Raw genomic sequence first — 13,997 nt, forward strand, 5'->3', positions numbered from 1 at the left:
CCCGGTCATCGCCGCCGGGTGAACCTGTAGATCTCGCCGTCCTGCGAGAGCACGTAGAGCTCTCCGCGCGCGTCCTCGCCGAACGAGGTCACGCGCGAGAGGGCGTTCTCCGGATCGAGGATCGGCTTCCAGTCGGTGGGCTCGGTCGCGCGCCCGTCCTTCCAGCGGAAGCTGCGGAGGAGCGCTGTGCAGTAGTCGGCGTAGAAGTAGAGCCCGTCGAGCTCCGGCAGCTCCGCGCCCCTGTAGACGAAGCCGCCCGTGATCGAGCAGCCGTCGTTGTGGGGGTACTCCACGACCGGCGGCGTCAGCCCGTCGCGGCTGCACGAGAGGCCGCGGAGGCAGTGCCCGTCCCCCTCCACCACGTTCCACCCGAAGTTGTGGCCGGCGAGCCGGTCGACCGGCACGACGTGGACCTCCTCGTAGCGGTCCTGCCCGACGTCGGCGATGTAGAGGTCGCCGGTCTTGCGGTCGAAGCTGTAGCGCCACGGGTTCCTGAGGCCGATCTGGACGATCTCCGGCGCGGGCCGATCCTGCCCGGCGCCGCTCACGTCGAGCGCGAGCATCTTGCCGAGCAGCGAGCGCCGGTTCTGCCCGTGCCCGTGGGGGTCGTCGCGCTTGCCGCCGTCGCCGGTCCCGACGTAGAGCCTGCCGTCCGGCCCGAAGGCGAGGTGGCCACCGTTGTGGTTCGAGTATGGCTGCTCGATGTGGAGGAGCTCGCGCGCCGTCGCGGGATCGGCGCGATCGGGGTCGCCCTGCGCGGCGCGGTGCTCGACGACGCGGGTGTCGCCGCGTCGATCGGTGTAGTTGACGAAGAAGCGCCCGTTCTCGGCGTAGCGCGGGTGGAACGCGAGCCCGAGGAGGCCTTGCTCGTCTCCCGTCGAGACGAGCGCGGACAGGTCGAGGAACGGCGCGCCCTCGGCGCGTCCCTCCTCGAGGACGCGGATCCGCCCGGTCTTCTCGACGACGAAGAGGCGCTCCCGGGCGTCGCCCGGCGCGAAGGTGAGCGCGACGGGCGCGTCGAGCCCGCGGGCGAACACGGTGAGCGTCACGGCGCTGGCGGCGTCCTGGCTCGGCGGCGGCGGCGCGGGCGCGCCGCACGTGCAGCCGGGGGAGAGCGCCGCCGCGACGGCCGCGACGGCCGCGAGCGAGCGCCGGATCGCGCGCAGGCCGAGCAGCGCGGGAGGCGCGGCGCGCTCGCGGCGCCTCGCGTGTTCCCCGCCGTCGCCTGCCCCCCTTGGACTCACCACTGCCTCCGGATCGCGCGGGGCTAGTAGCCCCAGAGGAACTCCGCGCGGGCGAACGCCGTGAAGTAGCTCCCCGAGCCGTCGCCCGCGCCGGGGAGGAGCAGCGTGTACTTGCCGGCGAAGCCCGCGGCGAAATCGCGGTTGAAGGCGTAGTCGATGCCGAACGGGATGGAGACCCCGAACTGGGCGCGGTGGCAGCCCGGCCGCCCGTACGAGCCGCAGGGCGCGAGGCGCACGCTGTCGTACGCGCCGGTCATGAGGCCGACGTACGGGACCCACTGCAGGATGTCGATGACGTAGGTGGCGCCGGCCGACGCGCCGAGGAGCATGAGATCGCCCCCCGGGTGCGACGCGGTGTTGAGCTCGACCATCGCGTTGAAGGCGTCCGTGAGGCCATAGGCGAGGTGCAAGCTGCCGCCGATCCCGGGGTACGTCCCTCCGTCGGCGAGGAGCGCGTAGCCGACGCTGGCGCCGGCGTGCCATTGCCGTTCAAAGGCGTCGGCGCGGGAGGGGGCGAGGAGCGCGGTGAGCGCGAGCGCGGCGGCGGAGAGCGGGGCGGCAGGGGAGCATCTCATGGTCGGTGGCGGCGATCGGCCCGGAGCGCCCCCGCGTCGAACGATGCGTCGCGGCGACGGCGCGCGCGCCGGGCTCTCGGTGTGCGCGCGCGGCGCGAGGCTAGCATGCGCACCGCGGGGATCCTCAGCGGAGCTGCTGGCGGCGAGGCGTGGCGCGGGACATCCCCGCGTCCTCGTCCTCGAACTCTTCCGCGTAGATGCGCGCCGCGGGGTCCGGCGCGCCGTCGCGCGCGTCGACGCGGAGCGAGGGCTGGGGGAAGCGGACGCCGGGCTGCCCCGAGATGCCGGGGCCCAGGACGCCGGGGAACGTGTAGAGGATCTCGCCGCGCTCGCCGATCTCGACGCCGACCTCGTCGGGGCGCTCCTTGGCGAGCTCGGTGAGCAGGACGTCCGCCTCCGAGGCCGGCAGGTCGAGCACGACGCCGACCTCCTGCGCCGTGAGCGGGCGGCGGCGGTGCGCCGCGAGCGAGAAGATCGCCTGGACCTGGGCGTCGCGCGAGGCCTTCACCCCGGATCGCGACAGCTTCCGCCCGCCGATGAGCAGCAGCAGGCCGAGCGTGAGGGCGACGAACCCGATCGGCAGGCCGATCGCGAGCCCGGCGATCGATCCGGGGAACAGCGCGGCCGCGCCGAGGCCGAGGAGCAGCGCCAGCGCGGTGCCGCCGATGAGGACCAGCCAGCCGAGCGCGCCGGCGACGGCCCCGCCGAACCTGGACGGCTTCCCCGCCAGGCTGACCGACCTGCCCGCGAAGGGCAGGCGCTCCCGGCCGCACGCGGTGCAATACGCAGCGAGGCCGCGGTGGATGACGGGCGCGTTCTTTCCGCAATGAGGGCACATGAGGACTCTCCCCGCGAGCGATCCCCCGCGAGCCAGGCTGTAGCGTAGGAACCGAGCACCTCCACCGCCAGCCGTCGGGCGGCGCGAGCTCCATGATTTCGGTGCATGGGACGAAACGCCACGCTGCGGGAGGGTACGTCCCGGGTGCGCTGATCGTGGCGCGGGCTCAGAGGCCGAGGTAGCGCGCGATCTCGGCCCGGGTCGGGTCGGCGGCCACGGCGCGGAGGGCGTCGTACCGGCGTTGCCAGGCGGCCGCGCTCCCGTCGTCTCCGCGCCACCGCGCCGCCTCGGCCCGGGCGAAGGCGTGGTGCCGGAGCGAGAAGCGCGCGGCGTCGAGCGCGAGGAAGGCGTCGAGCCACACCTCGGCGTCGCCCTCGCCGTCGCCGAGGAGCTGCGCGGCGAGCGCGGCGTACGCGACGAGCGCGGGCGGCGCGTCGCCGCGACGGCGGAGGGCGGCGTAGCGGAGGGCGCGGCGCGTCGCCGGCGGGGCGTCGCGCGCGGCGCTCCAGGCGGCGAGCGCGCGCGAGAACGCCGGCTGGTCCGCGCGCGCCCAGGGCGCGTCGGGGCGCGCGAAGCCGACCCACGGCCACGCGGCGGAGAGGTCCGCCGGGAGCAGCGCGGGCGGGCTGCCCGGGCGGAGCGGCGCGGCGTCCGGGGGGCGGGCGAGGGCGAGCCGGGTCCAGCGCGCGCGGGCGTCGAGCAGGTCGAGGTCGTCGCGCGCGCCGCGCGCGACGTCGGAGCGCGCGGCGGCCTCCTCGTCGGCGAGGACGGCCGCGCGCGCGGCGTCGAGCCGGCGCCCGCGCGAGGCGAGGAGCTCGGCGCGCTGGAGGAGCACGGCCGCGCGGAGGGATGGCGGCGCCGCGGCGATGTCGATGTGCTCGACGAGGTCGAGCGCGCGATCGCGATCGCCCGCGAGGCGCCACGCGCTCGATCGCGCGAGCGCGCGGGCCGGCTCGGGCGCGAGCTCCGGGGCGAGCGCCCCGAGGCGGTCCAGCGCGTCGATCGCCGCCGGGGCGTCGCCCTCGAGGGCGAGCTCGCGCGCGGCGTCCAGCGCGAGGGCCCCGGCGGCCGCGCGAAGGGCGTCGCGCTCCGGCGGCGTGAGCTCGGGGGCGGCGGCGAGCTCGGCGGCCCGCGCCGCGGCGCGCGCGCGGAGCGGCCCGGCGACGACCGGCCTCGCGAGCCCGCGCTCCGGGAGCCAGTCGAGCGCGAGCAGCGAGCCCGCCCGCAGCGCCGGAGCGGCGCCCGCGGGAGCAGCGCCCGCCGCTCCGATCGCCGCGGCGGGCGCCGCAGCGCTGTCGTCCCCGGTCGCAGGCTCGTCCCCGCCGGCCTCCGGCAGCGCGAGCGCGGCGGCCTCGGCCGCGTCGATCGCGTCGCCGTCCGCCAGCGCGACAGCGAGCAGGTCCCTGCGCGCCCCCGGCGCGAGCGCCGCGGCGGAGCCGAGCAGGTCGCGGATCGACCGGATCGCGCGCCGCCCCGCCTCGGCGGCGCCCGGGCCGGCCGCGGCGGCGGCGGCGAGGCGGGCGCGCTGCGCGAGCCGCGCCTCGACGGCGTCGGCCACGCCGGCCTCCGCGGCCTCGGGCATCGGCGAAGGCTCCACGCCGGCCCGCGCCGCGCACGCGACCAGGACGGCGCGGACCTCGCCCCAGTCGCGCGCCATGCCCGCGTGGCGCTTCGACGCGCGGTCGTCCTGGTTCAGCGTCAAGAGCTCGATGCCGCGCTTCGCCTCGGCGCCGTCGCCCAGGCAGAGGATCGCGCCGATCGTCGTGCGCAGGTCCTCGTCGCGCGGATCCATCACCGCGTAGCCTCTCGCGATCGCGATCGCGCGCTCCACGTCGCCCTCGGCGAGCGCCGCGCGCAACGTGTGGACGCGGACGTGCCAGTCGGGCCAGCGATCCGGCTGCCCGAGGAGCGTGCGGCGATCGCCGAGCCTCGCCGCCTCGCGCCCGAGGCGCGGGGCGCCGCAGGCAGGCCCCAGCGCGTCGAACGTGATGCGCGCGGAGCCGGCGGCGACGACGGCCTCGGCCGTCTCCACCGCCTCGGTCGCGCCGGCGAGCGCCGCGCGATCCGGGCGGCCGACGGCGGCGTCGATGTACGCGGCGACCGCGGCGCGCGCGCCGAGCTCCTCGGCGTGCGCGCTCGCCGCCCTGTGGGTCCATGGCAGGCGGGACGGCAGCGCGAACCAGCGGATCCCGGGGCGGCAGTCGGGCAGCGCCGGGCCGCGCGGCGCCTCGATCGAGGCGAGGCACGCGGCGGCCCGGCGCTCGCCGACGAGGACCATCGCGACGGGGCCGAGGAGCGCGAGGGCGACGAGCGCCGCGGTCGCTGCGGCGAGCGACGCGACGAGGGGCCGCAGCCACGGCGGGCGCGCCGTCGCGGCGCCGCGTCGGAGGGGGGAGCCCCGGTCGTCCTCACGGGGCGGGGTCGTGGGCTGCGCGCGCACGCGACGGCTTTTAGCCCACGGCACGGCCGAGCGACACCGTTTGCCTGGCCGCGCCGCCGAGGTCAGGCGGCGCTAGAGCGCGCTCCGGCCCTCGCCGGCGCCGGCCTCCGGGGTGAGGAGCGCGCCCGCGAGGTCGGCGACCCCGGAGAGATCCTCGACGCGGGGGACCTCGATGTCGAGCCCGCGGGCGAGCTGCGGGGCGCTGGCGAGGGCGACCTCGGCGACGGTGAGCCTGCGCCCCGTCAGCTCGTGGAGCGACGTCACCCCGTGCTCGCGGATGCCGCAGGGCACGATCATATCGAACGCCTTCAGGTCCACCGCGATGTTGAACGCGAAGCCGTGCATCGTGAGCCAGCGCGACAGGCGCACGCCGATGGCGCCGATCTTCGCGATCTCGCGCGCCCACTCGGAGCCGCCCCACTCCTCCGGGGCCGCGCGGTCGACCCAGACGCCGATCATCCCGTCCACGACGCCGGCCTCGACGTGGTGCTCGCGCGCGAGCAGGATCATCACCTCCGCGAGCGACCGCACGTACCGGCGCACGTCGCACCGGTCGGGCCTGAGATCGAGCAGCGGGTAGCACACGAGCTGGCCGGGCCCGTGGTAGGTCACGTCGCCGCCGCGGCCGGTCGCGACGAGGTCGATGTCGCGCTGGTTCAGCGCGCCCGAGTCGAGGAGCACGTTCTCCGGGTTCGCCCGCGGGCCGAGCGTGATCACGGGATCGTGCTCCAGGAGCAGGATCGTGTCGCCGATCCGCCCCTCGGCGCGCGCCTCGACGAGCTGCTTCTGCAGGTCGTGAATGGGGGCGTAGCGGCGCCGGCCGATCCACACGGCGCGCGCGCGCCTCGGCCCGGCCGCCCCGGGCGCCGGGCCCTGGTCCGGCGCGGGCTTCAGGAGATCGCGGAGCGAGGTGTTCGGCATGGCTACTCGGGGATCTTCTCGCCAAGCGCCCGCCGCTCGTCGCGGTACGCCTCGATCTGCGTCGTGAAGCTCGCCGCGACCTCGGGGTCGAACTGCGAGCCCGAGCACCGCTCGATCTCGGCCACCGCGACCTCGTGGGGGAGCGCCCTGCGGTACGAGCGGTCGCTCGTCATCGCGTCGTAGGTGTCGGCCACCGAGATGATGCGGGCGATGATCGGGATCTCGTTGCCCCGCATCCGGAGCGGGTAGCCGCGCCCGTCCCAGCGCTCGTGGTGCAGGTGCACGCCGGGGATGAGCGGGTGCAGGAACTTGATCGGATCGAGGATGTCGCGCCCGTACGCGGGGTGCCGCTTGAACACCTCGTACTCGTCGTTCGTGAGCTTGCCCGGCTTGTTCAGGTTGAGCACGCACCCGATCTTGCCGATGTCGTGCATGAGCGCGCTCTGCCGGACGATCTCGATCTCGTGCGGGCCGAGGCCGAGCCGCTCCGCCAGCATCACGGCGTAGACCGCGACCCGATCCGAGTGGCCCGCGGTGTAGCGATCCATCTTGTCGATCGCCTTGGCGAGCCCCTCGATCGTCTGCTGGAACGTCGCCTGGAGGTCCTGGTAGAGCCGCGCGTTCTCGATCGCCGCCGCGGCGCGCGACCCGATGATGCTGAGCAGCTTGCGCTGCCCCTCGTCGAAGCGCTTCGTCCGCGTGAACGACGCGACGGCGATGAAACCCATGAGCTTCTTCTGGATCCGGAGCGGCACCGCGACGAGCGACTGCAGCGGTAGCGCCGGCTCGGCCGCGAAGAACCTGAGCCCCTTCATGCCCTGCTCGAGGAGCTGCGCGTCCGGGCGGAAGTGATCGAGCACGACCGCCGGGTCGAGCCGGCCGAGGTCGGCGTCCGCGGGGACGGACGCGCCGCGGAGGTGCTGCCGCTCGAAGAAGCTCCCCTCGCCGTCGTCGAGCCACGTCGAGATGAGATCGCCGCGCACCTCGTGGAGGCAGCTGTCGGCGACGGTCTCGAGCACCTGGTCGAGCGACAGGCTCGCCGCGATGGCCTCGCTCACCTTGTAGAGCGACACCGCCTCGCGCAGACGGATGTTCTCCGCGGCCATCCGCTGCTTCTCGATGCCGCGCTGGACCACGTGCACCACCTCGTCCAGCTTGAACGGCTTGAGCACGTAGTCGTAGGCGCCGCGCTTCATCGCGTCGATCGCGGTCTCGACGGTGCCGAAGCCCGTCATGATGACCGTGAGCGCGTTCGGCGCCGTCTTGCCGATCTCGTCCAGCAGCGCGATGCCGCCCATCCGCGGCATCTTGAGGTCGCTGATCACGAGGTCGTAGTGACCCTTCGTGAGCTCGTTCAGCGCGCTGGTCCCGTCCTCCGCTGTGCGGACGTAGTAGCCCTCCATGCCGAGGAAGTCGGCCAGCATGTCGCGGATCACCTTCTCGTCGTCCACGACGAGGATGCGAGGGCGGTCTTCTGGAAACGTGGACATGCGGCCGGCAAGCCTACCAGATCCGCCCGCTGCACATCGATCCAAGGTGGGCTCAGGTCGGGCACGCGAGCCGACCCGCGCCGCGAGGCTCGCGCGCCCCGTGGCGCCGCGGTGGAGCGCCGGGCCGAGGGGTCCCGGCTCCCGCTGCGTCGGGGGGAAAGCGCTGAATCCGCGGCCGCTGGCGGAGCGATGTCGCTGGGAAGGGGAAGGGCAGGTGCCGGAGGCCGCCACGGCCGCGTGCGGCCGGACGCTGCGCCCGAAGCGGGCACAGCCGTACGGCCGCTCAGTCCTCGTCGCCGGTCGAGATGATCGGGTGCCGGATGGTCCGGGGCGACTCGTCGAGATCCGGGACGCGGATCGAGATGGGCCCGGGGCTGCGGATCGAGGGGGGTGGCGCGGACTCGGAGTCCTCGGTGCGCAGCGGGATCATCCTGCTGCTCGGCGCCGGCTCGTCCGCGGCGGTGCTCAGCACGGCCACGGCCCGCTGCTCGCCGAGGGCGTGCTTCTGCTCGAGGAAGCGGAGCACCGAGGGGCCTGTCGAGCGCTCGAGCGCGGACCGCAGATCGCCGGGCAGCGTCGACTCGATGATCATCTTCACCCCGGTGCGCGGGTGCTCGATCTCGATGCGCACGAGGTGGACGAACGAGCGATCGAGCCCGTGCTTCTCCTCGAAGTACCGGTTCGTCGGCACGTGGCCGTAGCGCTCGTCGCCGAGGATCGGGTGGCCGATCGCGGCGAGGTGCCGCCGGATCTGGTGCGTGCGCCCGCCGTCCGGGATGACGCGGAGGATCGAGTGGCCCGACGCGACAGCGAGGCGGCGATAGCGCGTGCGCGCCGTGTACGTGCGCGTGCCTTCCCGGAGGTCGCGCGTGATCGCGCCCTTGCCCGGGGTGACGCCCTTGGCCGCCGCCAGGTAGATGAGGCGACCTGTCTTCGTGAGCGCCTCGCCCCAGCGCGCGGCCGCCTCCTCGCTCCGGGCGAGCATGACGAGGCCGCTCGTGCCCGGATCCAGCGCGTGCACGATGACGGGCGTCGACGTGACGCCCGGGATGCGGGCGCAGCGGGTGAGCAGCGAGCCGAGGTACTCCGCCTGCGAGGCGACCGGCTCGTGCGGGCCCTTCTCGACGACCAGCACGCCGTCGTCGTCGTAGATGACCTTCGGCGCGGGCGGGGGCGTCCGCCGGAGCGCGGCGATCGTCTCGATCTCCTCCGTGAGCGGGATCATGTCGAGCGGCGTGAGCTCGGTCGACGAGTACCCGAGGCGGCAGAAGTGATCGAGGTCGCGCGCGAGCGTGTCGGGGTCGCACGAGACGTAGACGAGCAGCGGCGCGCCGAGGCGCGCGATCGCCTCGCGCGCGGTCGGGGAGACGCCGCGGCGCGGCGGGTTCACGACGATGCCGTCGAACTTCTCCGAGCTGCTCACGAGCGAGCCGACGATCTCCGAGACGTCGCCGGTGCGCACCTCGACGCGCTGGCTCAGGCCCTGGGCCTCCGCGGCCGCGCGGGCGTTCGACGCCGCGGGCGCGAACGACTCGACCATGAGCACGCGGTTGCCCCCCTGCGCCAGGGCGAGCGAGATCGCGCCCGAGCCGCCGTAGAGGTCGAGGATGCGCGGCGGCTCCTTGCGCCGGGAGGCCGGGCCCATCGCGGCCTCGCCCTCGATCACGGGCCCGTCGTTCTCGAGCGACGCGATCTCGCGCAAGAGGAGCGCGTGCACGCGCGCGGCCTGCGCCCGGTGCGCCTGCACGAACGAGCCGAACGCGGCGATGTGGTACGTCTGGCCGATCCGGTCCTCCGCGTGCGAGACGCCGTCGAGCACGATCGTCTCGGGGCCGAGGATCTGCGGCGCCTCCGCGTCGTGGAAGTTCGCCGCGACGCCGATGACGCGGGGGAGCATCGGGCGGATCGCGCGGCCCGCCTCGCGCAGCTCGTCGCGCGTGCACGCGCGCTCGCGCTGGAGGACGAACGTGATCAGCACGAACGCCGGGTTGTCCTCGGTCGCGCCGAGCTCCGCGTAGAGCGGCGTGCCCGGCGCGAGGTGGACCTCGCGCAGATCGAGCGCGCGGAGCACGCCGCCCCGCGCCGGATCGTACGGCAAGAGCAGCGGCCGGACCTCCGGCGGCGGCGACGCGATCAGCTCGCGCAGCCGCGAGGTCACCGCGGCGAGCGCCGGGGCGAGGACCCGGCAGCCCGGGATGTCGACGACCTCGTGGTGCCCCGTGCGGCCGTACAGCCCGATCGCGCCGGAGGGGGCGACGATGAGCTTCGCTCGGCCGCGATAGCCGGTGATCGGATCGGCCGGGATGACCGGGCTCGTCTGGAGCAGCTCGAGCGACGGGTAGTGCGCCGCTGCGGACACGACCCGCGCGCGCTTCGTCGTGAGCTGCTCAGCGTAATCGCCCGCGATGAGCGGACAGCCCGCGCACTCGACCGAGTGCGCGCACTCGATCAACGTGTTCGGGATCTCGCCTGCTTTCAATGTGCGCCGCACGGGTCCGGACAAAACGCCGCCGCCCGATCCCTCTGCGCTGGTGCTCTCGCCCAGCCCGTGCGGTTCTTCGATACCTGCGCCGGAAGCCATTCCCGGGGAGCTTACAGGGGCTCTCGTCCAGCGTCGAAGGTGTAAAGCGGAGCGCGTCGAGCTTTTCGTCTGTCGTGCCCCGACGTTCGGGGCGCGTTCTGGACGCGTTGCGGGTGCGTTGCGGGTGGGCGCACGGCAGACGTCCAGGATCGGCTCGCTCCGTCGAGCCGACTGTCGGTCGGTGAGCCAGGTGCCAATGTGGGCGGCGCTCCGCGCTGCGCGTCACGGCGCCTCGGCCGTGCCGTTCGCGACATCCGCGACCGCGAGCGCACCTCCGGCCCGCGCGGCCAGCGGGCGAGGTGGTAGACTGACCGCCTCTTGCGTCTTTCGATCGCTTCTCTCGTGGGCCTCCTGGTCGTGCTTTTCGCTCATCCGGCGCTCGCCGCGCCGGGGGACAAGGAGGCGAACCAGGGCATCAATGCGGCCAGGGGCGGCTTCTGCAAGCGGGCGATCCCGCTCCTCGAATCCGCCGAGAGCCAGCGGCACCGCCCGAGCTCGGCGGTCCCGCTCGCCGACTGCTACGCGAAGCGAGGCGAGCTGCTGAAGGCGAGCGAGATCTACCACAGCGTCGCAAGCGAGAAGAAGGAGCCCGGGTACACCGCGCGAGATGTCGCCGCGATCACATCTGCGAAGAAGAAGGCGGCGCAGATCGACGCGCGCATCCCGACGCTCGTGGTCAAGCCGGTGGAGCCCTACGAGGGGCTCGTGGTCGAGATCAACGGCGAGGCGGTCGGCGACCCATCGACGCCGCAGCGGTTCGATCCAGGCGTGCAGCTCGTCGTCGTCGCCAGGGCCGAGGGCCACGAGGAGACGTCGCAGAAGATCACGCTGAAGGAGAAGCAGCGGCGCGAGATCAAGCTGCGGCTGAAGCCGAAGCCGGGCGCGACGAAGCCGCCGGCGAAGAATCCGCCCGAGAAGCCGGTGGCGACGAAGCCGCCGGCGAAGAAGCCGCCCGAGAAGCCGGTGGCGACGAAGCCGCCGGCGAAGAAACCCCCGGAGAAGCCGCCGGCGAAGAAGCCGGTGGCGACGAAGCCGCCGGCGAAGAAGCCGGTGGCGACGAAGCCGCCGGCGAGGAAGCCTCCGGAGAAGCCGGTGGCGACGAAGCCGCCGGCGAAGAAGCCTCCGGAGAAGCCGGCGGCGCCCGAGCCGCCTTCCGGGTCGCCGCGCCGCGCCGAGGCACAGGCCGAGGGCAAGCCGGGCGGTGGCAAGGTGGCGGAGCGCCCCGTGGAGATGCCCGAGCCGACGCCCCTTCCGCGGCGCAGGCAGCGCGACGTGTGGCTCGGCGCCGGCTTCCAGGGCTTCTACATCCCCCAGGTCGCGTTCCAGCTCCTCGGGGAAGGGGGGCGGGACGTCCTCGTTCCCGGCGGCGACATCGCGCTCTCCACGAGGCTCGGGCGGTTCGACCTTGTCTTCTCGGTCGCGTACGCGCGCTTCTGGATGCCCGAGACGCCCTTCAAGCCGAAGGGGCACCCCGACACCGACTACGAGATCGTCGAGAGCGATCTCCAGGCGCTCCAGGCGGGCGCCCGCCTTGTCTGGAACGTCCCGCTCGATCGCGACGAGGTGTTCGCCTTCCGCCTCGGCGCGGGCATCGGCGTGGGCTGGACGTTCCTCGGCGACCTCTACCGGACCCAGGCGTACCCGGGCGACGCCGTCCCCGGCGACCCGAGCACCTTCGTGCCGGGGGACCCGTACCGCTACAAGAAGTGCAGCGCGCCGAACGACCCGGCGGGGAGCTTCCGGTACTGCAACCAGCTCGACTACGACGCGGACCACTACCCCGGCTACGCCGAGCCGAGCTGGTTCACCCGCCCCAAGGGCAGGCCGCAGGGCCTGAAGCCGGTCGTCTATCCGTGGCTCGTGCTGCCGGAGATCGGCATCGCGCTCCGGCCGTGGGATCGCGTCGCCTTCGATCTCCGGGTCGGCGCCTCGGTGACGGGCCTGCTCGGGGGGCTCGGCATGCGCGTCGCCCTCTGACCGCGGCGGCTCAGCGCTCGAGCTTCACGGCGCGGCCGAGCTTCCGCGACAGCACGGCCTCGACCGTGCTCCAGAGCTCCTCGCCGGTCCGCTGCGCCACCCAGCGGGACTCGGACGGCCTGTAGTCGAAGTGCCACGCGGCCCGCTCGGCGGCCATCCAGATCTGCCGCGCCGCGCGGTGGCTGTTGACGACGTACTTGACGCCGTCCTCGAACTCCAGGGTGAGGATGCCGCTCTGCAGGTCGGCCTCCACGCCGTCGGGGATCTCGTTGATCGCCCGATCCAGCGCGCGCAGCGACCGATCGGCCACGGCGTCGAACTCTCGCTCCGACAGGGGCTCTCCGCTCATGCCGATCCGCTTACACCGGCGCGCGCCCAGGCGGTATGGGAAGCTCGCCCGCCGTCAGTAACCCGGCCAGGGCTCGGCCGGCTTCGGTGGCGCCGGCGCCAGCCGCTTGAAGCACATCACGCCGGCGTCGAGCGCCACGAGCTCCCAGCCGTTCTCGCCGCGCGCCTTCGCGACAGCGCGCGCCTCGTCGATGCCGTGCGTCTGCTCGCAGTCCTGCTCCCACCGCGGCGCCGGCGGCGCGCTCGGCGCCGGCACCTGGGCCCGCACCCGCCCCGTCGCGAGCGCACAGGCCGCGCCCAGCACCAGACCGCCCAGCACGAGCACGACCTTCTTGTCCATGGGCCAGCGACATGGTGGTCCGCGGCGGGCGGCACCGTCAAGCGACGCACCGAGGACGTTCGGCGCGCCCGGCAGGATTCGAACCTGCGACCCGCGGCTTAGAAGGCCGCCGCTCTATCCAGCTGAGCTACGGGCGCTTGGGGACGACAAGCGCATCTCTCGTACTGCATCGCGGGCCCGGAATCGAGCGCAATCCGAGCCTGATCCGCGCGTCCATCGAGCGTGACGAGCGCGTCGCGAGCGGCGTCGCGGGCGCGTCGGCGCGGCGCGCGCTCGCGAGCGCCGCGCCGCCTCCGCATCAGGTCGACGCCGCGAGCCGCCGGACCTGCTCGCCGGTCCGGCCGTACCGCCGCTGTCGCCGGCTGTAGGTCGCGAGCGCCTCGTCGAAGGTCGCCTCGGTGAAATCGGGCCACAGCGTGTCCGTGAAGAACAGCTCCGCGTAGGCCGCCTCGAAGAGCAGGAAGTCGCTGAGGCGCTTCTCGCCGCCGGTGCGGATGATGAGATCCGGATCGGGCATCGCGCTGGTCGTCAGGAAGTTCCGGAGCGAGTGCTCGTTGATCTCCTCCGGGATGACGAGCCCGGCGCGCGCGCGGACGGCCAGCGCGCGCATCGCGTTCGCCATGTCGCGGCGGCCGCCGTAGCTCAGCGCGAGCGCGAGGGTCATCTCGGTGCCGCCCGCGGTGTCCTCGACGAGCTTCTCCATCGCGCGCCGCGTCGGGGTCGGGATGTCCTCGAGGTCGCCGACCACCTGCACCGCGATGCCGCGCCGGATCAGCTCGTCGTGCTCCCCCTCGGCGAACTCCTGGCAGATGCGCATCAGCGCGTCGATCTCGTCCTTGGGCCGCGACCAGTTCGCGACGCTGAACGCGTAGAGCGTGAGGTACGGGATGCCGCGATCGCGGCAGGCGCGCACCGAGGTGCGCACGGCCTTCGCGCCGTGCTGGTGCCCCTGCATGCGGGGCAGGCCCCGTGCCGCTGCCCAGCGGCCATTGCCATCGAGGATGATCGCGACGTGCTTGGGGAGAGTGCTGGACGTCATGGGGTTTCCTGGGTGGGGACGGCGCACTGTGCGCCGAGGATGGGCGCGGTAGGGGGGCCGACGGTGATGCGATTGTGGAGGTTCTGTGGAGGATGGCGCGGGAGAGCTCAAGGGCGTTGCTCGTGACGCGGCCCGTGACGCGACGCGAGCGCCCGGATCGCCTCGCTCGACCGCCGGTCGCGCCCTCGCAACCACCGATCGCGC

Annotated in this window: 11 protein-coding genes and 1 tRNA gene; 1 reads left to right on the forward strand and 11 read right to left on the reverse strand. The window is 74.1% G+C overall.

Translation table 11 applies throughout. The features are described 5' to 3' along the window. Positions 1 to 5 precede the first annotated feature (5 nt). The 7 genes from WMF24_RS12830 to WMF24_RS12860 all read right to left on the reverse strand — a co-directional run bounded on the left by WMF24_RS12830 (position 6) and on the right by WMF24_RS12860 (position 9,987). Positions 6 to 1,244: a PQQ-dependent sugar dehydrogenase gene (locus tag WMF24_RS12830; protein WP_437736676.1), complete on the reverse strand. Its 1,239-nt coding sequence runs from the start codon at positions 1,242 to 1,244 to the stop codon at positions 6 to 8. Positions 1,245 to 1,267: 23 nt separating this feature from the next. Next, positions 1,268 to 1,819, reverse strand: coding sequence for a hypothetical protein (locus tag WMF24_RS12835; RefSeq protein WP_437736677.1), 552 nt, complete (start codon positions 1,817 to 1,819; stop codon positions 1,268 to 1,270). A gap of 124 nt (positions 1,820 to 1,943) precedes the next feature. After that, the gene (locus tag WMF24_RS12840) at positions 1,944 to 2,657 is read right to left on the reverse strand and encodes a hypothetical protein (protein WP_437736678.1); all 714 of its coding nucleotides are present in this window, start codon (positions 2,655 to 2,657) and stop codon (positions 1,944 to 1,946) included. 166 nt (positions 2,658 to 2,823) lie between these two features. After that, positions 2,824 to 5,097 carry a hypothetical protein gene (locus WMF24_RS12845; RefSeq protein ID WP_437736679.1) on the reverse strand — a complete coding sequence of 758 codons (2,274 nt, stop codon included), beginning with the start codon at positions 5,095 to 5,097 and terminating at the stop codon, positions 2,824 to 2,826. A gap of 72 nt (positions 5,098 to 5,169) precedes the next feature. Beyond that, positions 5,170 to 6,018, reverse strand: a complete 849-nt coding sequence (lipB, locus tag WMF24_RS12850) for a lipoyl(octanoyl) transferase LipB (RefSeq protein ID WP_437736680.1) — start codon at positions 6,016 to 6,018, stop codon at positions 5,170 to 5,172. 2 nt (positions 6,019 to 6,020) lie between these two features. Continuing rightward, positions 6,021 to 7,508: an HD domain-containing phosphohydrolase gene (locus WMF24_RS12855; protein WP_437736681.1), complete on the reverse strand. Its 1,488-nt coding sequence runs from the start codon at positions 7,506 to 7,508 to the stop codon at positions 6,021 to 6,023. 283 nt (positions 7,509 to 7,791) lie between these two features. Then, entirely contained in the window at positions 7,792 to 9,987 is a 2,196-nt protein-coding gene (locus WMF24_RS12860) for a pseudouridine synthase (RefSeq protein WP_437736682.1), read from the reverse strand. A 459-nt stretch (positions 9,988 to 10,446) separates the two neighbouring features. Between WMF24_RS12860 and WMF24_RS12865 the strand changes: the two genes are divergently transcribed. After that, entirely contained in the window at positions 10,447 to 12,066 is a 1,620-nt protein-coding gene (locus WMF24_RS12865) for a hypothetical protein (RefSeq protein ID WP_437736683.1), read from the forward strand. 10 nt (positions 12,067 to 12,076) lie between these two features. Here the strand turns inward: WMF24_RS12865 and cyaY are convergent, their stop codons facing one another. The 4 genes from cyaY to uppS all read right to left on the reverse strand — a co-directional run bounded on the left by cyaY (position 12,077) and on the right by uppS (position 13,793). Further along, entirely contained in the window at positions 12,077 to 12,415 is a 339-nt protein-coding gene (gene cyaY, locus WMF24_RS12870; RefSeq protein WP_437736684.1) for an iron donor protein CyaY, read from the reverse strand. A gap of 54 nt (positions 12,416 to 12,469) precedes the next feature. Then, entirely contained in the window at positions 12,470 to 12,754 is a 285-nt protein-coding gene (locus WMF24_RS12875) for a hypothetical protein (protein ID WP_437736685.1), read from the reverse strand. 63 nt (positions 12,755 to 12,817) lie between these two features. After that, positions 12,818 to 12,891: transfer RNA gene (locus WMF24_RS12880), tRNA-Arg, on the reverse strand. Between the two features lie 161 nt (positions 12,892 to 13,052). Continuing rightward, entirely contained in the window at positions 13,053 to 13,793 is a 741-nt protein-coding gene (gene uppS / locus WMF24_RS12885; RefSeq protein ID WP_437736686.1) for a polyprenyl diphosphate synthase, read from the reverse strand. Between the last annotated feature and the right edge of the window lie 204 nt (positions 13,794 to 13,997).

This window comes from Sorangium sp. So ce1335 (genome assembly GCF_051521615.1).
GTDB lineage: Bacteria > Myxococcota_A > Polyangia > Polyangiales > Polyangiaceae > Sorangium.

What these genes read in the sequence shown, in the direction of transcription:
- WMF24_RS12835 (WP_437736677.1), bottom strand. Translation starts at nt 1,819, where the DNA reads ATGAGATGCTCCCCTGCCGCCCCGCTCTCCGCCGCCGCGCTCGCGCTC.
- WMF24_RS12840 (WP_437736678.1), bottom strand. Translation starts at nt 2,657, where the DNA reads ATGTGCCCTCATTGCGGAAAGAACGCGCCCGTCATCCACCGCGGCCTC.
- lipB (WP_437736680.1), bottom strand. Translation starts at nt 6,018, where the DNA reads ATGCCGAACACCTCGCTCCGCGATCTCCTGAAGCCCGCGCCGGACCAG.
- WMF24_RS12855 (WP_437736681.1), bottom strand. Translation starts at nt 7,508, where the DNA reads ATGTCCACGTTTCCAGAAGACCGCCCTCGCATCCTCGTCGTGGACGAC.
- cyaY (WP_437736684.1), bottom strand. Translation starts at nt 12,415, where the DNA reads ATGAGCGGAGAGCCCCTGTCGGAGCGAGAGTTCGACGCCGTGGCCGAT.
- WMF24_RS12875 (WP_437736685.1), bottom strand. Translation starts at nt 12,754, where the DNA reads ATGGACAAGAAGGTCGTGCTCGTGCTGGGCGGTCTGGTGCTGGGCGCG.
- uppS (WP_437736686.1), bottom strand. Translation starts at nt 13,793, where the DNA reads ATGACGTCCAGCACTCTCCCCAAGCACGTCGCGATCATCCTCGATGGC.